The following is a 20283-nucleotide window of genomic DNA, read 5'->3' on the forward strand; positions in this document are numbered from 1 at the left end:
CTCAGATTCCGTCTCTAGGCTCTTGCTCTCACAACCTATACCGATTATCGGCACGGTGGGCCGTTACCCCACCGTCTACCTAATCGGCCGCAGCCACATCCTGTGGCACCGTAGTCTTTGGTGCTCGTACCACTCCAGGTGACGAGCTGTATCTGGCATTAGCCTCAGTTTCCCGAGGTTATTCCAGTCCACAGGGCAGTTTGGCCACGTGTTACTGAGCTATCTGCCACGGGTCTGAACCCGTGCGACTAGCATGGCTAAATCGAATCCCGATAGCAATGACCTCCGGCAGGATCAACCGGAATGTCCCGTGCGAAGCACGGGGGTTGGCGGAAATTGCTTTCGAGGTGTGGTCGACGACGTCCGACCGGATGTCGCCGAACCACCAAGGCTCACATCAGATTCCATCGTGTACGGCGGACCGCAGGGGTGGAATCCTCATGACTCTGGTCGCACCGTGTGACCGGTACGACCGTGACGTCCCGGGGGAGTCGCCCTCCGGGGCGTCCTTCGCATTAGTTACGAATACCGGTTGAATATAAAAGACCTGCGAATCGGACGCCGCCTGCTACGGGTTCCCATCGCCCGCAGGCATCGACCTGCGACCGCAACCGAGATGATTTCTTGATTACGCGCACGCACGTGCGACTCCAGTTACCTGACCTGTCAGGACGGACCAGCCGACCGGCTCGGGAGCCACCGAACCCCGGCGGCCGTCCACCAGGAGTGCAGTGAACCGGTTGGTCACCCATACTGACCACGTAGAGACGTTCACCGTCGGTTGGCAACCACACGACATCCGTTCGTGCAATAATCATAACTAGTTAAACACAATAGCTAAATCTCTATCGGTAATTGCCTTTAATTGCAATGTCTGGTAATGACCGGTGTGCGAGTCGACGGAAGGTGCTGAAAGCGACCAGCGGCGCACTCGCGATGAGTGGCATCGCCGGCGTCAGCGCGGGAGCACCCGCTGAGCAACTCGAACTCAACGTCGGGTTCACGTCCCGGTCGGGCCGTGCCACGGCCCTGGACGTGGCGGACGACGTGGTCCGGGAGTTCGCCTTCGACGCGGTGACGATACGGGCGCCCCGACAGGCCGCCGAGCGACTGTCCGACGACCCGAACGTGCGGTACGTCGAGGAGAACGGCACGATGGAGGCCCTCGCACAGACGGAACCGTGGGGCATCGACCGTGTGGACGCGGACGTCGCCCACGCCAACGGCGAGACGGGCGCCGGTGCCGACATCGCCATCGTCGACACGGGCATCGACTCCGACCACCTCGACCTGCAGGCCAACCTCGGCGAAGGCCACGCGGTCGCGTCCTGCGGCGGCGGCGGGTTCATCTGCTGGTTCGCCGGCAACGGCAACGCGTGTAACGAGTCCTGGGACGACGACAACGACCACGGCACCCACTGCGCCGGCATCGCCAACGCGGTGAACAACTCGGAGGACGTCGTCGGCGTCTCCACGGAGGCGACGCTGCACGCCGTCAAGGTCCTCGACTGCCAGGGGTCGGGGTCGTACTCGGACATCGCCGCCGGCATCGAGTACGTCGCCGACCAGGGCTGGGACGTCGGCAGCATGAGCCTCGGCGGGTCGAGTTCGCAGACCGTCGAGGACGCCTGCCAGTACGCGGTCGACAACGGCGTCCTCCTCGTCGCCGCCGCGGGGAACTCCGGGGAGTGTACCGACTGCGTCGGCTACCCCGCCGCCTACGACACCGTGATGGCCGTCTCCTCGACGAATCAGGACGACCAGCTATCGAGCTTCTCCAGCCAGGGACCGGAGGTCGAGATCGCGGCCCCCGGGTCGGACATCACCTCGACGGTCCCCGGTGGGACTGACTCGTTCTCGGGGACCTCGATGGCGTGTCCCCACGTCGCCGGCGCCGGTGGGCAGTTGATGGCCGACGGCGAGAGCGCCAGTCAGGCACGGGACACGCTCGGGTCGACGGCCGAAGACATCGGCCTCTCGGCGAACGAATCCGGAAACGGCCTGCTCGACGTGGCTGCCGCACTGGGTCTCGACTCGTCCGACGACTGACCGTTCCGGTCGTCCGACCCCGAACCCGGACCGCTCGACGCTGGTGGGGGCCATCGACTCACGGGTACTTCGTTACAGATTTCAAAAAATTTCTGGTAACCGATACCGGAAATGCTTAATAATATTAACGGAATAGGACGTTCGAGCTACATTTCCGCAACCCACACGCTTAATAGCTATTGGCAATCACCATTGCAAAGTATGTCTGGTAAAGACACACATCCGACGCGGCGGAAGGTACTGAAAGCGACCAGCGGCGCACTCGCGATGACCGGCATCGCCGGCCTCAGCAGTGCGAAGCCGGGCGACATCGTCGAGTTGAACGTCGGGTTCGACGGACAGGCGGGACGGAGCGCGGCGCTGTCTGCGGCGGACAGCGTCGTCCGCGAGTTCGCGTTCGACGCCGTCACCATCCGGGCCACGGCGCAGGCGGCCGAGGGACTCGCGAACAACCCGAACGTGCGGTACGTCGAGGAGAACGGCACGATGTACGCCCTGGCTCAGACACAGCCATGGGGCATCGACCGGGTGGACGCCGACGTCGCCCACGCCAACGGCGAGACGGGCGCCGGTGCCGACATCGCCATCGTCGACACGGGCATCGACTCCGACCACCCCGACCTGCAGGCCAACCTGGGGTCGGGCACCTCGTTCGTCTCCTGCAGAGGCGGCCCGAAGTCGTGCCGGTACGACTGGGACGACGACAACGACCACGGCACCCACTGCGCCGGCATCGCCGACGCCGTCAACAACAACCAGGGCGTCGTCGGCGTCTCCACGGAGGCGACGCTGCACGCCGTCAAGGTCCTCGACAAGCGCGGCAGCGGGTCGTTCTCCGACGTCGCCGCCGGCATCGAGTACGTCGCCGACCAGGGCTGGGACGTCGCCAGCCTGAGCCTCGGCGCGAGTTCCGGTTCGCAGGCGGTCAAGGACGCCGGCGTGTACGCCTACGGCAAGGGCGTGCTGCTGGTAGCCGCTGCAGGTAACAGCGGTCCGTGTACCGACTGCGTCGGCTACCCCGCCGCCTACGACGAGTTCATCGCCGTCTCCTCGACCAACAGCAGCGACGGCCTGTCGAGTTTCTCCTCGACGGGGCCGGAGGTCGAGATCGCCGCGCCCGGGTCGGACATCTACTCGACGATTCCCGGCGGCTACGACACGTTCTCCGGCACCTCGATGGCGTGCCCGCACGTCTCCGGTGCCGGTGGGCAGTTGATGGCCAACGGCTACACCAACACCGAGGCCCGCGACCAGCTCACGTCGACCGCCGAGGACCTCGGCCTCGCTTCGAACGACCAGGGTGCGGGGCTGCTCGACGCCGCCGCTGCGCTGGGTCTCGACTCCTCGGACAACTGAACGCGACCGGTCCCCGTACGCGAACGCCGTTCTCGAACCGGAACCGTACTACTTCCGCGTGCGCCACTCCCTGGCGAGCACGCCGTACCGGTAGACGTCGTGGTACTCGCCGTCGGCGAACCGTTCTTCCCGGTTCGTCCCCTCGTGGGTGAACCCGAGCGACTCGACGAGCGCCTGCGACGGTTCGTTGAACGCGAAGACGTTCGCCGCTATCTTGTGCAACCCGAGCTGGTCGAAGCCGTAGTCGAACAGGAGCGTACAGGCCTCGGTCGCGTAGCCGTTGCCCTAGGCCTCCGGGACGACGGTGACGCCGGCGGTCGCGACGTCGTGGGGTCGACGGACGTTCTTCAGCGTCACCGTGCCGACGTACTCGCCGTCGACGCAGATTGCCAGTGCGTGAGTGTCGTCGCTCCTGAGCCAGTCGAGGTAGCCGTCGGTGTCGTGTTCGTCGAACGGTTCGGGCGGGCCGCCCGAGAACAGGCGGGCGTCGGGGTCGTTCCGTGCTCGCTGGAGGTGGTCGCGGTCCTCGTCCTCGATGGTCCGGAGGGTGACTCGGTCGCCCTGGAGGAAGCGTGCACCGGGCATGGCCCGGCGTTCGCCCAGGCAGAGTAAATAGTTCGGGGAGTCAGGCGTGGCGTTCCGCCCGCAGTTCGTCGACCAGCTGGCGCGTCGCCTCGCGGACGGATTCGTCGCTGGACCGGTCTGGTTCCCAGCCGAGCGCCGAGAGCTTCTCGATGGACAGGCGCATCTTCGGCACGTCGCCGGTCCAGCCGCGGTCGCCACCGGTGAACTCGTAGTCGGGGTCGAGTCCCATCTCGTCCGCGACGATGTCCGCGATGGTCGTGACCGACGTGGTCGTCCGCGTCCCGAGGTTGTAGACGTTGAAGTCGGCGTCGGCGTGTTCGACGACGTGGCACATCGCCTCGACGCAGTCCTCGACGTGGAGGTACGACTTCTCCTGGCGACCGTCGCCGAGGATGGTCAGTGTCTCGGGGTCGTCGAGCAACTTCTCGATGAAGTCGGGGACGACGTTCCCGCGCTGGTTCGGGCCGACGATGTTGGCGAACCGGTAGCACCAGACCTGCATCCCGTAGGAGTGGGCGTACGTCGAGAGCAGACCCTCGTCGGCCAGTTTGGACGCCCCGTAGATGCTGATGGGCTCCAGCGGGGCGTAGTCTTCGGGCGTCGGCATGGGGGCTTCGCCGTACACCGTCGAGGAGGAGGTGAAGGCCAGTTTGTCGACGCCGACCTCGTCCATGCGTTCGAGGACGTTGTACGTCATCTCGGTGTTCTCCTCGAACAGCTGGCGGTCGTCCTCGTAGTTCGTGTCGGTGTAGGCGGCGAAGTGAAAGACGACGTCTATGTCCTCGGTGACGACGTCGGCGACGTCGTCGGGGTCGGTCACGTCTCGCTTCCGGAACTCGACACCCTCGGGGACGCGCTCGCGACTCCCCTTCGAGAGGTCGTCGACGGCGACGACGTGGTTGTCGTCGCGGAGTACCTCGGCGAGGTGCGACCCGACGAGTCCGGCCGCGCCGGTGATGACGACGTGCCTGTCGGTGAGGTCCATGTCCTCGGGTGTGTGACCACCCGGCAAGTGTGTTCTGGTCTCCTCGCAGGACCGTCTCCCCGGTCACTCACCGTCGGGGCCACCGAGCAGTCGCTCGCTCAGGGTCCAGAGGTCGCGGGCCAGTTCGTCGTCCCGGGCGGTCGGCGACGGCTCGGTCGGTTCGCAGTCGCTGAAGTAGTCGCCGGTCACGTCGTAGTCTCCGGCCGCGAGGAAGACGCTGGTCGCCGCCGCGGACCGCGGGCTGTCGGCGACCCGTTCGAGGAGGGGGTTCGGCAGGGCCGCGAGCAGGCGCACGGCGACGCTGACCCGGAACGGGGCGTCTCGCCAGAGGCCGCTCCCGGGAACCAGCCCGGGGTGACAGCAGTTCACGAGTCGGCCCGGGTCGCGCCGGGAGAGTTCCCGGGTGAACAGCACGTTCGCGAGTTTCGACCGTGCATACGCCTGGAACCCGTCGTAGTCTTCGACCGACGTGACGGCGTCCAGCGTGAGGTCGCTGGCGTCCGCCCGCGGGTGGACGGCGCTCGCGACCGTGACGACCCGGCCGTCGTCGGCGAGGGTGTCCGACAGGGCACGGGTGAGCTCGAACGGCGCGAGGTGGTTCACCCTGAAGGTCAGTTCGACGCCGTCGACGAGTCGCCCCTCCCCGAAGTACGCACCCGCGTTGTTCACGAGGACGTCCAGGGCGTCGACGCGTTCCGCGACCGCCCCGGCGAGCGCGGTCGGTGCCTCCGGGTCGGAGAAGTCGGCGCGTAGGAACACGGGGTCCGCGTCGAGGGCACGGAGGTCGTCGGCCAGCGCCTGGCCCGCCTCGCGGTTCCGCCCGTGGGCGAGCACGCGGGCACCGAGGCGTCCGAGGGCGAGGGCCGTCTCGCGGCCGACGCCACTGGTCGCGCCGGTCACGAGGACGGTCCGCCCGTCGAGGGCCACGTCGTCGACGCCTGCGAGGACTTCCGGTCTGGTCATGGACGGCGGTTGGGCCGCCCACCGAATAAGCGTGGTCGGTCCGGGCGTCGCGGCCGGTCCCACCGCGGTCGGTTCCTGGTAACTAGTCGTCCGGGACGAGACGCACGCGAGGCTTCACTCTCCCCCGTGCTGGACCGGGAACGCGATCTCGACCGTGGTCTTGTACTCCGTTATCTGCCCGTTCTCGACGTTGGCCGTCCAGTCCTCCACCTCGACGCCGTGGATGTCGTGGACCGTCTCGCTCGCCTGTGCGACCGCCTCGTGGGCCGCGTCCTCCCACGATTCCGACGACGTTCCGAGCACTTTGATTATCTTGACTGCCGTCATGGCAGTGAACGTGCGTCGGGGAGGCATTTAGCTAGGAAGGTGCTAGTACGCACTGCGGAGCGACGGTCCCCGGTAACCCCGTCTTACCCCTGTCCCTGCACAGCGACCCCCGCGACCGACGCCTGGAGCGCCACCGAAGCGAAACCCCCTAACGAACGACGGGCGTACCCGGGCGTATGCACGGAGAACCCGAGGTGGCCGTCCTGCGCCTCGCCCACCGACCGGGCCGGGACGACCGGATGACGACGCACGTCGGGCTGACGGCGCGCGCGCTGGGGGCGGACCGGGTGATATACCCGGACAACGCCGACCAGTCGCGCCGGACCGTCGAGGACATCACCGGTCGCTTCGGCGGCCCCTTCACGGTCGAACTCACCGACTCCCCGGCCGGCGTCGTCCGGAACTGGGACGGCGTCGTCGTCCACCTGACGATGTACGGCGAGCGCGTCCAGGACGTAGAAGCCGACATCCGCGATGCCCACGACGGGGAACCGCTCCTCGTCGTCGTCGGTTCCGAGAAGGTGCCCTTCGACGTGTACGAACGCGCCGACTACAACGTCGCGGTGACGAACCAGCCCCACTCCGAGGTGGCCGGCCTCGCCGTCTTCCTCGACCGACTGTTCGAGGGCCGGGAACTCGACCGCGAGTGGACCGACGCCGACCGGACCGTCGTCCCCACCGAGACGGGCAAGCGCGTCGTCCCGACCGACGAGGCCGGGGACGTGCCGGACGGTTCGACCGACTGAACGCCGATACGATGGGCCGACCAGCCGTGCCCGAACGGGTTCGGCCGGACACATTCGATGGTCCGCTCCGTAGGGTGACTCGCCCCTGCCACAGGGCGGGCCGGTTCACGGCCCCACTCCGTGCTCCCGAACACGTTCGTGACACCGCCCACGACGAGGCGGGCCGTACCGTCGCACATGAGCGCGATTCCGGGCGACGTGGATACCGACAGTCAGCCGCCGATGGCGATTCCGCTCCGGCACTTCCTCGTGGCACTCGGCTTCCTCGTCGCGGCGGCGGCGCTCCGCGCTGTCGTCGCCGTCGGTGACCCGGTGGGACTCGCCTCGCTAGCGCAGGTCCACCTGCTGCTGGTGGGGTGGGTCTGTCTCACCATCGTCGGCGCGATGACCCAGTTCGTTCCGGTCTGGGCCGGCGTGACCCTGCACTCCCGGCGCCTCGCGACGGCCCAGTTGTGGCTCGTCGCCGGCGGCGTCACCGGACTCGTCGCGGCGATGCTCACGACCCGACTCGCGGTGCTCCCGGTCGCGGGGACGGCCCTCGCACTCGGCTTCTGGACGTTCGTCTACAACGTCGGGCGGACCCTCTGGAGCGCCCGACCCCTCGACGTGACGGAGCGACACTTCGCGCTCGCGCTCGGGTTCTTCGTCCTCGTGACGCTCCTCGGGGTCCTGCTCGCGGCCGACTTCACCCGACCGCTCTTCGACGCGACGACGGTTCCCCGGACGCGGGTCGTCGCGACCCACGCGACGCTCGCGGTATTCGGGGCGGTGCTGACCACCGTCTTCGGGGCGCTGTACCAGCTTGCGACGATGTTCACGCAGACCGAACTGGACCGACTCGACGACGCCCTCGTGACCGGAGAGAGCGCCGCCTACCCCGTCGGCGTCCTCGCACTCGCCGCCGGTCGCCTGCTCGCCGACGTGCTCCTGGCCCGTGTCGGCGGGGTCCTCGTGGCGGCGAGCGTCGCCGCCGTCGGCGTCGTCCTCGCCCGTCGGCTACGGGCCGCCCGGGTTCCCCGGACGCCGATGCTGACCCGGTACGCCGTCGCTGCCGTCGCGATGGTCGTCTGGGCCGTCCTCGCCGGGTGGGCCTGGCTCCGTGACCCCCTCGCCACGGACGCACGATTCGGCACCGGGTTGGCCCTGCTCGCCCTGTTCGTCGTCGGCTTCGTCGTCCTCGGGACGCTGTACCACGTGGTCCCGTTCGTCGTCTGGGTCCATCGATACGCCGACCGCCTCGGATACGAACCGGTGCCGATGGTCGACGACCTCTACGACGGCCGCCTCGCCGCCGCCGACTTCGCGCTGGTCCTCCTCGGCGCCGCCTCGCTCGTCGTCGCCGACGTCGCCACCGTCCCCGACTGGGTGACGGTCGCGGGCGGGACGACCTTGCTCCTCGGCGTCGTCGTCTTCGCGGGCAACCTCGCCGGGGTCGTCCGGCACCACGGCGACGGAGTCGTCGTGACGCTGGTCGGGTCGACCGTCGACGACTGACGACCGTCCACAGGACACCCGAACATATTCGGGAGAAGCAGGATTCGACCGGGACGAGAAGCGGGACCTATGACCGACGTCGTCTCCCTCGACGAGCTGGCAGCGACGCCCCACGCGACCGTGTTCGACTCCGACCCATGGGTCGTGCGCCTGGAACTGACCGCCGACCAGCGCCTCCCCGAGCACCGCCACCCCGACGCCACAGTGGTGTTCCACGTCCTCGACGGCCGGATAGACCTCGCACTCGACGACGACGTGCTCGAACTGGCGGCGGGCGACCTGGCCCGGTTCGACGGCGACGTCGACATCGCACCGCACGCGAGGGAGGCGAGTACGGCGCTGGTGACGTTCGTCTAGCGACGACCGCCCTCAGAAGGGTGCGTCCAGGTCGGGTCGCCGACCACCGGTACCGGCCGACCCGTCGGCGGACCCGACGACGCCCTCGACGTCCGCGGGGTCGGGCACCGACCCGGTCTCGGCGAACCGCTCGCCGAGCGTCGCCAGCGTGTCGTTGATGTCACTGCTCCGGTGGTGCATCGGGTGGACCCGTATCCGGACGCGGTCGAACTCGTGGCGCTCGCGCAGGTCGTTCCACGCCCGGAAGGACCCGATGGCGAGCGTGTGGCTCTGGGGGCAGAACGGCGTCGTCGGGGTGAACTCGGCGCGCAGGACGGCATCGCTGCGGTCCCCGGCCGGTTCCTCGACGGCGTACCGGTAGCCGGCATCGGGGTGGCGCTGGTCCCGGTTGAGCCGTGCGAGGTTGTAGCCGAAGGTCATGTCGTAGACGCCACGCTCCTCGAACAGGTCGGCAGCCGTCTCGTGGACCGCACAGTGCTCGTCGCCGTCGAGGACCCGGTGGTCTGCGAGGAACGGCCCGGGGTCGGGGAGGTGTTCGGGGACGAAAGTCCCGGCGTCGTCGAAGGTGTCCGCCGACTCGCCGAACGGCGAGGTGAATCCGTTCATGACAGCTCGTACGACCTCCTTTCGCCTTCCTCCTGTCCCGAACGTGTTCGGAGTCGTTCTCCGCCCCCTGGAATCCCCGGAGCGACCTTATCCCGGGGACGGCAAGCATCGCCCATGACAGAACGACGAGCGAGGGTGAGCGACGGACCGCGGTCGGCGACCGGCCGCGAGTGGGAGGTGTTCGTCCGGCCCGACCGCGACGGGGCACTCAGACACGTCGGCAGCGTCACGGCGGGGGACGCCGACGCCGCCCACGAGCACGCGGCCCGGTTGTTCGACCCGGCCGTGTCCGACATCTGGCTCTGTCCGGCCGGCGAGGTGGTCCGCTACGCCGGCGAGACGCTGGACGACCAGCGTGTTCCCGCACCCGCGACCACCGTCGAAACCGGCGACGCGTCCACGGACGGAGGGCCGACCGACCGCCAATGATCTCGATTAGCAAACTCCTCTGCGACGTCGACGCGGAGAGCGACGGCCTCCGGTACGACGACGCCGGCGGGTCGTCCAGGCCCCAGATAACCGACCGGAAGCAGCGCCGGCCCGTCGTCGTCTGGAACTGCACGAAGCAGTGCAACCTCAGGTGTCGACACTGCTACGCGAGCGCCGACACCGACCTCGCACCGGGCGAACTGAGTACGACCGAGGGGAAGCGATTGCTCGACGACCTGGCGGACTACGGCGTCCCAGTCGTCCTGTTCTCCGGGGGCGAACCGCTGGTCCGCGACGACCTGGTGGAACTCGTCGGTCACGCCGCCGACAGGGGCCTCCGGCCCGTGCTCTCGACGAACGGGACGCTCGCGACGCCCGGTCGTGCCGCGGCCCTGCGCGACGCCGGTCTCGCCTACGCTGGCGTCTCGGTCGACGGCCTGCCCGAGCGCAACGACGCCTTCCGGGGCGAGGAGGGCGCGTTCGACGCTGCCGTCCGGGGCATCGAGGCGTTCCTCGACGTCGGCCTGAAGACCGGCCTCCGGTACACCATCACGCGGCACAACGCCGACGACCTGACCGGGGTGGTCTCCCTGTTGCACGACGTCGGGGTCGACAGGTTCTGCTTCTACCACCTCGATTACGGCGGTCGCGGTGCCGACATCAGCGACGCCGACCTCACGCCGGAGGAGAGGCGCGCCGCCGTCAGCGAACTCTGTGATTTGACCCGGGCGTACCACGACCGGGGCCAGGAGATAGAGACGCTGCTCGTCGGCAACTACGCCGACGCCGCCTACCTCGTCGAGTACGCCCGGACGCACCTCGGCGAGGACCACGCCCGTCGCGTGCACCGACTCCTCGAACGCAACGGCGGTGACCCCGCCGGCGAGCGCGTGGCCGACGTGGACTACCAGGGCAACGTCCACCTCACCCAGTTCTGGCAGGGGTACTCCCTCGGGAACGTCCGCGACCGGCCGTTCGGTGACGTCTGGGAGGACGAGTCGAACCCACTGCTGGCCAGACTCCGCGAGCGCGAGGTCCACCTCTCGGGGCGGTGTGCCACCTGCCGGTACCAGTCGGTCTGTCGGGGGGCGTCGCGTCTCCGGGCGCTCGCGGCACACGACGACCCGTTCGCGCCCGACCCGCAGTGCTACCTCACTGACGCGGAGCGCGCCCCCGCCGGTTCCCTCGGCGCCGACTCGTCGGCGGACTAGTCCCGCTCGACGTCGAACAGGGCTGCGACCACCTCCGGGTCGACCGCCGACTCGTCCGACCCGTCGACGGCGGCCCGGGCGACGACGTCGTCGACCAGTCGTGCCCGCAGGCGGGCCGCGAGGGCCGCGACCGTCCGTCGACGTTTCGGCGTCACCTCGCCGCGGGCCGCCAGTCGGGAACAGGCCCGTTCGACCGCCTCGCGTTCGACCCGGCGTGCCCGCGCCTCGACGCGGTCGAGCGCGTCCGGTCCGGATTCGCCGTCTGGGTCCGGGGCGTCCGTCGACCCTGTCATCCCCGGGTCGGTTCCGTCAGCGGACCGTCGTAGCCGTCGGGGACGTACGGACAGAGCGGGTCGCTCTCCAGCGGGTCACCGGTGTGGGCGTAGGCACGCGACCGGCTCCCGCCGCAGACGGTCCGGAACTCGCACGCGCCGCACTTCCCGCGGAGCAGGTCGGGGTCTCGCAGTCGCTCGAACAGGGGTGCGTCGCGGTAGAGGTCGACGACGCTCCGCTCGCGGACGTTGCCCGCCGACTCGGGCAGGAAGCCCGACGGGTACACCTCGCCGACGTGGCTGACGAACGCGAACCCGTCGCCGGCGGTGATACCGGCACGACGGCCGATGCTCCCTGGCGGACCGTCGCCGTCGCGTCCGGTCCCGTCGCTCCGGCGGTCCTGGAGGCCGACGCGACGGTACTGGGGTGCCTCGGTGGTCTTGACGCCGAAGTCGGCGGTCTCGCGTACGTCGTGGAGCCACGACATCACCCGGTCTGCGCGCTCGGGCGACACCGGGTCGAGGACGCTGCCACGACCGACGGGGACGAGGAAGAACACCGACCAGAGTACGGCCCCGAGGTCGTCGACCAGGTCCCGGACGGCCGGGAGGCCGTCTACGGTCGACGCACAGACGGTCGTGTTGACCTGTACCGGGAGCCCGACGTCCCGTGCCTCGCGCGCCGCCCGGAGAGTCGATTCGAAGCTTCCCGACTCGCCCCGGAACGAGTCGTGGCTGGCCGGCGACCCGCCGTCGATGCTCAGCGCGAGGCGTCGAAGCCCGGCGTCGGCCAGCGACTCCAGTCGCTCACGGGTGAGCGACGAGGTGCCACTCGGGGTCATCGTCATCCGGAGGCCGGTCCCGGTGCCGTACTCGACCAGGTCGACGGCGTCGTCGCGGGCCAGCGGGTCCCCGCCGGAGAGGACGACGATCTGTCCGTCGGCGAACCGGGCGACGTCGTCGAGCAGTCGTCTGCCCTCCTCCGTCGTCAGTTCGTCGGGGTGCCGGTGCGGTCTCGCGTCGGCACGGCAGTGCTCGCACGCGAGTTCGCACGCCTGTGTCAGTTCCCAGACGAGCACGAACGGGCGCTCGTCGGTGTCGACGTGCATCGTCACACCTCGTCGCCTGCCCGCTCGTCCGCCCGTTCCGACTCGACGTGGACGCGGGTGACGTGCCCGCCGCATCCGCACTGCTCGACGTACTCGTACCGGACCCCGTCGCCCAGGGCCTCGTCCAAGGCGTCGAACAGGTACGTCTCCGGATGGCCGCAGTCGCCATGGGTGACGAGGTTCACGTGGTAGCCCACCCTGGTCTCGGCGACGGCCGTCAGCGCGTCATCGACGACCCGGCCCGGGTCGTCGGCGTACGCCGGCGTCTCCAGGTTGACGGACCAGGAGGCGTCGTGTTTCCCATCGGCGACCGGTTCCGCGTCGTCGTGCGAGACGCTCGTCATGTCCGAACCTCGGGTCTACAGGCCCGAAGTGGGACTCCCGAACATGTTCACGCGACGCGCCGGGCGAACGTGTTCGGCGTCATCCCCCTGTCGACGCACGTCCTTCGTAACGTATGGACGCCGAATCCCTTCGAGACGCGACCGACGCCCCGTCGGACCGACCCTGCGAACTGCTCGACGCGCGCGACCTCCCGCCGCCCGAACCCCTGCGGCGGACGCTCGAACGGGTGCCCGACCTCGGAGCGACGGTGCTGGTGCAGGTGAACGACCGTGCGCCCCAGCACCTCTACCCGAGACTCGACGACAGGGGAGTCGAGTACGACACCACGGAGACCGACGCGGGCGTGGTCACCGCGGTCTGGCGGTGAGACGCCAGCGACCTACTTCTTCGGGAGCGTCGCGACGAACTCGTCGGCCGACACCTGGTCGACGGTGTACCCGTCGGCGTCGAACGCGTCCACCTCGGCCTCGAACTCGTAGAACAGCGGTTTCGGGTCGTGGTCGTTGACGAGCGTCAGTGCCTCGCCGGGGTCCAGTTCCTCGAAGGCGTCGTGTATCTTCGGGTGTCGTTCCCGTGGCGGAATCTCCCGCACGTCTAGCTGGTTCTCTGGCATCGGGTGAAGGTACCCGCGTCGGGAGCGTGGACCTTGGCCCGAACACGTTCGCCCGCCTCCATGGGCGGTGCTGACCCGCGTCTACTCGACGCGGACGCGGACGCGGACGCGGACGCGGACGAGATACTCGCAGGTGCCACTCTCGTCGTCCGGTCGCCGGACGCGACGGTGGCCCGACTCGTCGGTTCGACGACAGCCGCGTCAGACCGGCACTATCTCGACGTGCCACTCGTCCTCGTCGACCCGGGTCGTCTCGTGGTCGAACCCGCGACGGTCGAGTACCGAGTAGAGGGGCACCGGTTCGAAACTGTTGACGAGCACCAGTCGCTCCCCGTCGCCCAGGGCCGACAGCGCGTCGACGATGTGACCGAACGGCTCGCCCTCGACCTCTCGAACGTCCAGGACGCGTCTCTCGTGGTCCGAGTTCATGGACGTCCGTTCGGTGCGCGGCGGTGTGGTCGTTCCGCCGATGATGTTCGACGCCGTCCGAACATGTTCGGGAACACTGATTGGGACCGAGCGCCTAGACTCACAGGTAGACACGATGCCACGAGCAGAACTCACCCTCACCATCCCGGACGGGGTCTGGATCGGGGAGGTCTCGCGGACGCACACGGACGCCCGGTTCCGCATCCTGGCGGCGCTCACCGACGACGGGTCGGGCGTCGGTCTCGCCGAGGTCATCGCGACGGACCTCCCGCCGGTGCTGGCCGACATCGAGACCGACGACGACGTCACCGAACTGGAGATACTCCAGGCCGACGAGGGGCGGGCGCTGATACAGTTCGAGACGACGACGCCCCTGCTGTTGCTCCCCGTCCAGGGGTCGGGCGTCCCGCTCGAGATGCCCTTCACCATCAACGACGGGCAGTCGGAGTGGGAGGTGACCGCGCCACAGCACCGACTCTCGGCGCTCGCGGACCAGTTCGACGCCTTCGGAATCCCGTACACCGTAGAGCAGGTGCGCCAGCGCGTCGAACCGGAGCGACTCCTGACCGACAGCCAGTTGCGCCTGGTCGTCGCCGCCGTCGACCACGGCTACTACGACACCCCGAGAGACTGCTCGCTGACAGAACTCGCCGAGACGCTGGACATGGCGAAGTCGACCGCCTCGGAGACCCTCCACCGTGCGGAGGAGGCCGTCGTCAAGGAGTTCGTCGAGGGAGTCGACGAGGACGTGCTTGTCCGGGAGTGAGTTCTGGTCGGAGAACCGCGGCAGAGAGGGCGTTACTCGACGACGACGGCACCCTTCATCCCGAGACCCTCGTGGGGCGTGCAGACGTACTTGACCGTCCCCGCGCTGTCGAACGTCTGCTCGAACGTGTAGCCGGAGTCGCCGACGAGGTCGCTCTCGAACCCGCCGTCGCTGGCGGAGACGTTGTGGCTCCCGCCGTCACCCGTCCACTCCCAGACGACGGTGGTCCCCGCGTCGACCCGGACGGCGGCCGGACCGAACGCGAACGCGCCGCCGTTGCCCTGTGCGCCTACTTCGACGGTCACCTCCGACTCGCCGGTGTGGTCCACCACCCCGTCGAAGTTGCCGACGTTGTCGAACCAGCCGCCGAAGTCGGGGGCGCTCTCGTCGTCGCCGGCATCGGCATCACTCTGGTCGTCACCAGTGGTGGCCGGGTTCGACGCGTCGTCCGCGTCGTTGGTGTTCTCACCGACACTGCTCTCCCCGAGGCACCCGGCGACGGTCGACAGTGCCGCCGCGGCCGCGGTGGTCGTGAGGAACGTTCGCCGGTCGAGTTTCGTATCTCGTGGCATCACAGGCTGAGATTGCCACGAGGCCGGGATATACGTCTCTCAGATTCCAGTCGACCGGGAACCCGCCCGAACGTGTTCGTCCGCCGTACGACAGTCTCGTCGTGAGGCCTGGCCCGCCCGTCGCCTCCTTCGTCGTGGGAACATGTTCGACCAGCGTCCCGGCGAGAGAGAACCGCGTCGTCGATACAAGTGGTCCACGGTCCGACCACCGCACGTATGGAGGTACGAAGACAGACGCTCGCGAAGTTGCTCGTGGTCGTGTTCGTGTTCAACCTCCTCGTGATGGGTGCGGGTGCGCTCTACTCGTACGAGCACACCCCGCCGATTCCGAGGGACGTCGTCGGACCGGACGGCGAGTCCGTCGTGACCGACGAGCAGGTCCGCGAGGGGAAGACGGTGTTCCAGCAGAACGGCCTGATGAACCACGGTTCGATACTGGGTAACGGCGCGTACTACGGCGTCGACTTCACCGCCGACGCCCTCGCGCTGAAGACCGAGTTCATGCGCGAGTACTACGCCGAGGAACGGTACGGCGACGGGTACGAGAGCCTCTCCGCGGAGGAGCAGGCCGCCGTCGACAGTCGCGTGCGGGCCGACCTCGACGACGGCGAGGTCGACGACCGCATCCGGTACTCCGACGCCGAACTGTACGCACACCAGCAGGTACGCGACGTGTACGTCGAGCGCTACCACGAGGGGAGCGCCGAACGCGGCGTGCCGGCCGATACCATCGACTCCGAAGCCGAGGCGCGTCGCTTCGCCGACTTCGCTCTCTGGACGGCGTGGATCTCCCACACCGACCGGCCCGGCGGCGAGGCGTCGTTCACCAACGAGTGGCCCTACGCCCCGGGGTCCGGTAACACGCCCACCGGCGGCGCGATGATATGGAGCAGCATCAGCATGGTGTTGCTCGTCGCCGGTGCCGGCGTCGGCGTCCTGCTCTACAAGTCGGTCGAACTCCCCGAACCGCGGGTGAGCGACATCGAGATACCCGACCCCGCAGAGGTCGACCTGCACCCGAGCCAGCGGGCGGCGACGCGATTCATCCCGGTCGCCGCACTACTGTTCCTCGCGCAGGTCTTGCTCGGGGGGCTGCTGGCGCACTACTACGTCGAGCGGGACGGCTTCTTCGGCCTGGGCGAACTGCTCGGCGTGGACATCGTGAGTCTGCTCCCGTTCTCGATGGCCAAGACCTTCCACCTCGACCTCGGTATCCTCTGGATCGCCACGCTGTGGCTCGGCGCCGGCCTGTTCCTCCCGGCGCTCCTGACCGGGCACGAACCCGACCGGCAGCGGACGTACATCCACGTCCTGCTCGGCGCGCTCGTCGTCGCCGCGGTCGGCGGCCTCGGCGGCGTCTGGCTGGGCGCACAGGGCTACATCGACGGCGGCCTCTGGTGGATCATCGGCAACGAGGGGCTGGAGTACCTGGAGGTCGGCCGACTCTGGCAGTTCGGCCTGCTCGCCGGCTTCGCCATCTGGACGGTGCTGGTCGCCCGTGGCTTCAGACCGATGCTCGACCGCGAACCGCGCTACGGCCTCGCGCACATGATACTCTACGCCGGCGGTTCCATCGGCCTGCTGTTCGTCTCCGGGATGCTCTACACGCCCCAGACGAACATCGTGATGACCGAGTTCTGGCGCTGGTGGGTCGTCCACATGTGGGTCGAGGGCGCGTTCGAGTTCTTCATCGTCGCCGTGGTCGCCCTCACGCTCGTCTCGATGGGCCTGCTCCGGAAGCGGTCGGCCGAGAAAGCGGTCGTGTTCGAGGCCCTGTTCGTCATGGGGACCGGCGTCATCGGCGTCTCGCACCACTACTGGTGGGTCGGCCAACCGGACGTCTGGGTGCCTCTCGGGACGGTCTTCTCGACGCTCGAACTCATCCCGCTGGTGCTCATCCTCTTCGAGGCCATCAACGAGTACCGCGCGCTCGCGACGGCCGGCGAGGACTTCCCGTACACCCTCCCGTTCATGTTCATCGTGGCCAGCGGCGTCTGGAACTTCGTCGGCGCCGGCGTGCTCGGGTTCTTCATCAACCTCCCGCTCATCAACTACTACGAGCACGGGACCTACCTGACGGTGGGTCACGCCCACGCCGCGATGTTCGGCGCGTTCGGCTTCCTCGCGCTCGGCATGGCGACCTACATGCTCCGGCTATCGACTGCGCCCGGCGAGTGGGTCGGACGACGCCTGCGGTGGGCGTTCTGGCTGTGGAACGTCGGGCTGGCGGTGATGGTGTTCGTCTCCGTCCTGCCCGTCGGCTTCCTCCAGCTGGACGCGGCGTTCACCGAGGGCTACGCGTTCGCCCGGAGCCTGGCATTCTACGAGAGCGACGTCGTCCAGTTGCTGTTCTGGGCGCGACTGCCGGGCGACACCTTGCTCATCCTCGGGACCGTCGTGTTCACCTACGACGTGCTTCGAAAGCGGTTCTCGCTGCGGGACGTGTCCATCAGCGACGACGACCGCCCCTACTCCGTTCCGAACAGGGTGCTCGCCGAGGACGACGACTGAGGTCCGGTCGTCGTTCTCGGTCGCGGTATCGACTTCTCCCGTCGACAGTTCGACTCCCCCGTCTCCTGCACGACGTCTGTGGGGACCTGTTCCGGCCGAACGTATTCGGTGCGGTTGCAGGGACGTGAAAACCGACTGATTGGTTGATGTGGGTACCACGGCGAGGTGTACCTGTGGGTGACCAACGATGTTAGAAACCACGCGTCGGCGCGTCGTACAGGCACTCGGACTCGGTGGTGCGGCATCGCTCGCTGGCTGCACCATGGGCGACGACTCGCCCGGGACGACCGCGAGTCCGACGGCGACCAACCAGGTCCGGACGACCGTCGACCGCATCGCGGCCGACCCGACGGACGTCCCCGACCCGGTCGACTGGGACGAACCGCGACGGCACGAGGTCGAACTGACGGTCACGGAGGAGACCGCAGAGATAGAACCCGGGGTGACGTTCGACTTCATGACGTTCGACGGACGGGTGCCCGGTCCCATGATCCGGGTCCGTCGGGGCGACACGGTCGCCCTCACGCTGACGAGTCCGGACGACAACGCGATGCCACACAACGTCGACTTCCACGCCGTCTACGGCCCGGGTGGCGGGGCAGAGGACACGACCATCGCCCCGGGCGAGAGCGCCACCATCGAGTTCAAACTGCTCTACCCCGGCGTCCACATCTACCACTGTGCAGTTCCGAACCTGGACCAGCACATCAGCGCCGGGATGTTCGGTGCCATCCTCGTCGAACCCGAAGACGGCCTCCCGCCCGTCGACCGGGAACTGTTCTTCGGCCAGCACGAGATATACACCGACGGTGACGCGGGCGAGGAGGGCCACCACGGATTCGACTTCGAGGCGATGCGGAACGAGGAACCGACCTACGTCGTCTACAACGGCGAGGCGTACGCGTTCACGGGCAACGGCTACGGCCCGGTCGAGGTCGAGAAAGGGGAACGCGTCCGCATCTTCATGGCCAACGGTGGCCCGAACCTGACGAGTTCCTGGCACGCCATCGGCAACGTCTGGGCCGACTTCTACAGGGACGGGGCGCTCGCGAACGACCCCGAGCAGTACGTCGAGACCGCGCCCGTCGCACCCGGCACTGTCGCCTGCGCCGAGATAGACACGCCGGTCCCCGGTCCCGTCAAACTGGTCGACCACGCCATCACCAGGGTCGCCCGCAAAGGCACGATGGGCGTCCTCCAGGTGAACGGCTCCCCGGAACCGACCATCTTCGACCCCGACCCCTGACGACGAGGGAGTGCCGACCCGCGTTGCGTTCCACTCGTCCCGTTCTCGACCCCCCACACGAGTGCGGAGCGGTACTTTTAAACGCATGAACGCCCCCGTTTACACCAATGGCTTTTGAGGAGCTCCTGGAAGACCCCGTCATCCAAAAGTACCTCCACGAGCTGGTCGGTCCGAAGGGGATGCCGGTCGCCGCGGCGCCCCCGGACGGCGAAGTGACCGACGAGGAACTCTCCGAGGAACTGGACCTGGAGCTCAACGACGTGCGCCGGGCCCTGTTCATCCTGTACGAGAACGACCTGGCGTCGTACCGACGGCTCCGCGACGAGGACTCGGGGTGGCTCACCTACCTCTGGACGTTCAAGTACGAGAACATCCCGGAGAACCTGGAGGAGGAGATGTATCGACTGCTCGACGCGCTCGGTGACCGCAACGAGTACGAACGCAACCACGAGTTCTACCTCTGTGAGGTCTGTTCCATCCGCTTCGAGTTCGGCGAGGCGATGGACTTCGGCTTCGAGTGTCCCGAGTGTGGCTCCCCGCTGGAGTCGATGGACAACGAGATGCTGGTCACCGCGATGGAGAAGCGGATATCGGAACTCCGCGACGAACTCAACGTCGACGCCGACGTCGGAGCATAATGGTCGTACTCGCAACAAAGCTCTACGTGGAGGGCGACGCCCGCGAACGCGCGCTCGACGCCCTCCGTGCGCTGGTCGACAACGAGATCGGCGAACTCGACGTCGAGTACGACATCGGGGTCCGACACGACGACTTTCCGACGGTGACCGTCGAGGGACCCGACGAGGTCGCCGCCCGCAACGTGCTCGCCGAGACCTTCGGCGAGGTACTGCCACAACTGGAGGCAGGCGAGGCCTACGTCGGCACGCTCGACTCGTGGGACGACGAGGGCTTCGTCCTCGACGCCGGCCAGCCGGTTCGGATTCCAGCCGACCACATCGGCCTCGGCCCGGGGACGCCCGGCCAGATACGCGACCGGTTCGGGCTGGTCCAGCACCTCCCGATGCGGTTCGTCTACGGCGGCGACGACGAGCCCTCCCGGCTGGCGGACGAGGAACGCGACCGCCTGTACGAGTGGACCCGTGGCACCGGCCGGGTGAACGTCAACAGCGCCACCCGGGGCGAGGTGCGGGCGACCGTCAACCGCGCCGGCCACGCCCAGGACATCGTCACCGTCGAACGACTCGGCCTGCTCGAACAGTCCGTCGTCTGTCGCGAGGGGACCGACCCGCCTGGATTGCTCGCGAGCGTGGGCGGGCACCTCCCGTCCGAACTGAAATGCGTCGTCCCGTGA

At 68.2% G+C, this 20283-nt stretch carries 23 protein-coding genes, 1 rRNA gene and 1 pseudogene; 13 read left to right on the forward strand and 12 right to left on the reverse strand.

The features are described from left to right. Nucleotides 1-305: ribosomal RNA gene (locus tag ACSC1W_RS19160) — 16S ribosomal RNA — on the reverse strand; the annotation flags it as partial. A 565-nt stretch (nt 306-870) separates the two neighbouring features. Between ACSC1W_RS19160 and ACSC1W_RS19165 the strand changes: the two genes are divergently transcribed. Next, a complete protein-coding gene (locus ACSC1W_RS19165; RefSeq protein WP_435349296.1) occupies nt 871-2049 on the forward strand; it encodes a S8 family peptidase in 1179 nt (392 codons plus the stop codon). Between the two features lie 201 nt (nt 2050-2250). Next, nucleotides 2251-3405, forward strand: a complete 1155-nt coding sequence (locus tag ACSC1W_RS19170) for a S8 family serine peptidase (RefSeq protein ID WP_435349298.1) — start codon at nt 2251-2253, stop codon at nt 3403-3405. 48 nt (nt 3406-3453) lie between these two features. Here the strand turns inward: ACSC1W_RS19170 and ACSC1W_RS19175 are convergent. From ACSC1W_RS19175 to ACSC1W_RS19190, 4 genes and pseudogenes are all read right to left on the reverse strand, one after another. Beyond that, nucleotides 3454-3990, reverse strand: a pseudogene (locus ACSC1W_RS19175) (GNAT family N-acetyltransferase). A 40-nt stretch (nt 3991-4030) separates the two neighbouring features. Beyond that, nucleotides 4031-4975 carry an NAD-dependent epimerase/dehydratase family protein gene (locus ACSC1W_RS19180; protein ID WP_435349299.1) on the reverse strand — a complete coding sequence of 315 codons (945 nt, stop codon included), beginning with the start codon at nt 4973-4975 and terminating at the stop codon, nt 4031-4033. A gap of 63 nt (nt 4976-5038) precedes the next feature. After that, nucleotides 5039-5938 (reverse strand): SDR family NAD(P)-dependent oxidoreductase, encoded by a 900-nt coding sequence (locus ACSC1W_RS19185; RefSeq protein WP_435349301.1) that lies wholly within the window; start codon nt 5936-5938, stop codon nt 5039-5041. A gap of 114 nt (nt 5939-6052) precedes the next feature. Next, nucleotides 6053-6265: a dodecin family protein gene (locus ACSC1W_RS19190; protein WP_435349302.1), complete on the reverse strand. Its 213-nt coding sequence runs from the start codon at nt 6263-6265 to the stop codon at nt 6053-6055. A gap of 176 nt (nt 6266-6441) precedes the next feature. On the opposite strand from ACSC1W_RS19190, the gene ACSC1W_RS19195 reads away from it, so the two are divergent. The 3 genes from ACSC1W_RS19195 to ACSC1W_RS19205 all read left to right on the forward strand — a co-directional run bounded on the left by ACSC1W_RS19195 (nt 6442) and on the right by ACSC1W_RS19205 (nt 8862). Beyond that, complete coding sequence (locus ACSC1W_RS19195) at nt 6442-7011, forward strand: tRNA (cytidine(56)-2'-O)-methyltransferase (RefSeq protein WP_435349304.1); 570 nt, start codon at nt 6442-6444, stop codon at nt 7009-7011. 177 nt (nt 7012-7188) lie between these two features. Continuing rightward, on the forward strand, nt 7189-8505 hold the full coding sequence (locus tag ACSC1W_RS19200; RefSeq protein ID WP_435349305.1) for a hypothetical protein: 1317 nt from the start codon (nt 7189-7191) through the stop codon (nt 8503-8505). 69 nt (nt 8506-8574) lie between these two features. Continuing rightward, on the forward strand, nt 8575-8862 hold the full coding sequence (locus ACSC1W_RS19205) for a cupin domain-containing protein (RefSeq protein WP_435349307.1): 288 nt from the start codon (nt 8575-8577) through the stop codon (nt 8860-8862). A 12-nt stretch (nt 8863-8874) separates the two neighbouring features. Here the strand turns inward: ACSC1W_RS19205 and ACSC1W_RS19210 are convergent, their stop codons facing one another. Then, a complete protein-coding gene (locus tag ACSC1W_RS19210) occupies nt 8875-9468 on the reverse strand; it encodes a DUF7998 family protein (RefSeq protein ID WP_435349308.1) in 594 nt (197 codons plus the stop codon). Between the two features lie 114 nt (nt 9469-9582). Here ACSC1W_RS19210 and ACSC1W_RS19215 point away from each other — a divergent pair, with 114 nt between their 5' ends. Beyond that, on the forward strand, nt 9583-9897 hold the full coding sequence (locus ACSC1W_RS19215) for an Htur_1727 family rSAM-partnered candidate RiPP (protein ID WP_435349310.1): 315 nt from the start codon (nt 9583-9585) through the stop codon (nt 9895-9897). Beyond that, on the forward strand, nt 9894-11108 hold the full coding sequence (locus tag ACSC1W_RS19220; protein ID WP_435349312.1) for a TIGR04347 family pseudo-SAM/SPASM protein: 1215 nt from the start codon (nt 9894-9896) through the stop codon (nt 11106-11108). The genes ACSC1W_RS19215 and ACSC1W_RS19220 overlap by 4 nt, the downstream gene beginning before the upstream one ends. Here ACSC1W_RS19220 and ACSC1W_RS19225 read toward each other — a convergent pair. The 3 genes from ACSC1W_RS19225 to ACSC1W_RS19235 are packed head-to-tail and all read right to left on the reverse strand — an operon-like array spanning nt 11105 to nt 12833. Then, complete coding sequence (locus ACSC1W_RS19225) at nt 11105-11401, reverse strand: hypothetical protein (RefSeq protein ID WP_435349313.1); 297 nt, start codon at nt 11399-11401, stop codon at nt 11105-11107. The genes ACSC1W_RS19220 and ACSC1W_RS19225 overlap by 4 nt on opposite strands. After that, nucleotides 11398-12489, reverse strand: a complete 1092-nt coding sequence (locus tag ACSC1W_RS19230; RefSeq protein WP_435349315.1) for a TIGR04053 family radical SAM/SPASM domain-containing protein — start codon at nt 12487-12489, stop codon at nt 11398-11400. Before ACSC1W_RS19230 ends, ACSC1W_RS19225 begins: the two co-directional genes overlap by 4 nt. Before the next feature lie 2 nt (nt 12490-12491). Continuing rightward, a complete protein-coding gene (locus tag ACSC1W_RS19235) occupies nt 12492-12833 on the reverse strand; it encodes a CGCGG family putative rSAM-modified RiPP protein (protein ID WP_435349317.1) in 342 nt (113 codons plus the stop codon). A 113-nt stretch (nt 12834-12946) separates the two neighbouring features. On the opposite strand from ACSC1W_RS19235, the gene ACSC1W_RS19240 reads away from it, so the two are divergent. After that, nucleotides 12947-13201, forward strand: coding sequence for a DUF2249 domain-containing protein (locus ACSC1W_RS19240; protein ID WP_435349318.1), 255 nt, complete (start codon nt 12947-12949; stop codon nt 13199-13201). Nucleotides 13202-13213: 12 nt separating this feature from the next. On the opposite strand, the gene ACSC1W_RS19245 is transcribed toward ACSC1W_RS19240, so the two are convergent. Both ACSC1W_RS19245 and ACSC1W_RS19250 read right to left on the reverse strand, forming a co-directional pair. Next, on the reverse strand, nt 13214-13447 hold the full coding sequence (locus ACSC1W_RS19245; RefSeq protein ID WP_435349319.1) for a DUF2249 domain-containing protein: 234 nt from the start codon (nt 13445-13447) through the stop codon (nt 13214-13216). Nucleotides 13448-13648: 201 nt separating this feature from the next. Beyond that, entirely contained in the window at nt 13649-13876 is a 228-nt protein-coding gene (locus tag ACSC1W_RS19250) for a DUF2249 domain-containing protein (protein ID WP_435349320.1), read from the reverse strand. 115 nt (nt 13877-13991) lie between these two features. Here ACSC1W_RS19250 and ACSC1W_RS19255 point away from each other — a divergent pair, with 115 nt between their 5' ends. Next, nucleotides 13992-14642, forward strand: coding sequence for a helix-turn-helix domain-containing protein (locus ACSC1W_RS19255; RefSeq protein ID WP_435349321.1), 651 nt, complete (start codon nt 13992-13994; stop codon nt 14640-14642). A gap of 32 nt (nt 14643-14674) precedes the next feature. On the opposite strand, the gene ACSC1W_RS19260 is transcribed toward ACSC1W_RS19255, so the two are convergent. After that, entirely contained in the window at nt 14675-15214 is a 540-nt protein-coding gene (locus ACSC1W_RS19260; RefSeq protein WP_435349322.1) for a halocyanin domain-containing protein, read from the reverse strand. A gap of 216 nt (nt 15215-15430) precedes the next feature. Between ACSC1W_RS19260 and ACSC1W_RS19265 the strand changes: the two genes are divergently transcribed. The 4 genes from ACSC1W_RS19265 (at nt 15431) to ACSC1W_RS19280 (ending at nt 20283) form a co-directional block, all read left to right on the forward strand. Further along, entirely contained in the window at nt 15431-17725 is a 2295-nt protein-coding gene (locus ACSC1W_RS19265) for a nitric-oxide reductase large subunit (RefSeq protein ID WP_435349323.1), read from the forward strand. 187 nt (nt 17726-17912) lie between these two features. Next, the gene (nirK, locus tag ACSC1W_RS19270) at nt 17913-18971 is read left to right on the forward strand and encodes a copper-containing nitrite reductase (RefSeq protein ID WP_435349324.1); all 1059 of its coding nucleotides are present in this window, start codon (nt 17913-17915) and stop codon (nt 18969-18971) included. A 107-nt stretch (nt 18972-19078) separates the two neighbouring features. Further along, on the forward strand, nt 19079-19609 hold the full coding sequence (locus ACSC1W_RS19275; RefSeq protein WP_435349325.1) for a transcription factor: 531 nt from the start codon (nt 19079-19081) through the stop codon (nt 19607-19609). Continuing rightward, the gene (locus ACSC1W_RS19280; RefSeq protein WP_435349326.1) at nt 19609-20283 is read left to right on the forward strand and encodes a DUF2110 family protein; all 675 of its coding nucleotides are present in this window, start codon (nt 19609-19611) and stop codon (nt 20281-20283) included. The genes ACSC1W_RS19275 and ACSC1W_RS19280 overlap by 1 nt, the downstream gene beginning before the upstream one ends.

Source organism: Haloarchaeobius marinus (assembly GCF_051207415.1).
GTDB lineage: Archaea > Halobacteriota > Halobacteria > Halobacteriales > Natrialbaceae > Haloarchaeobius.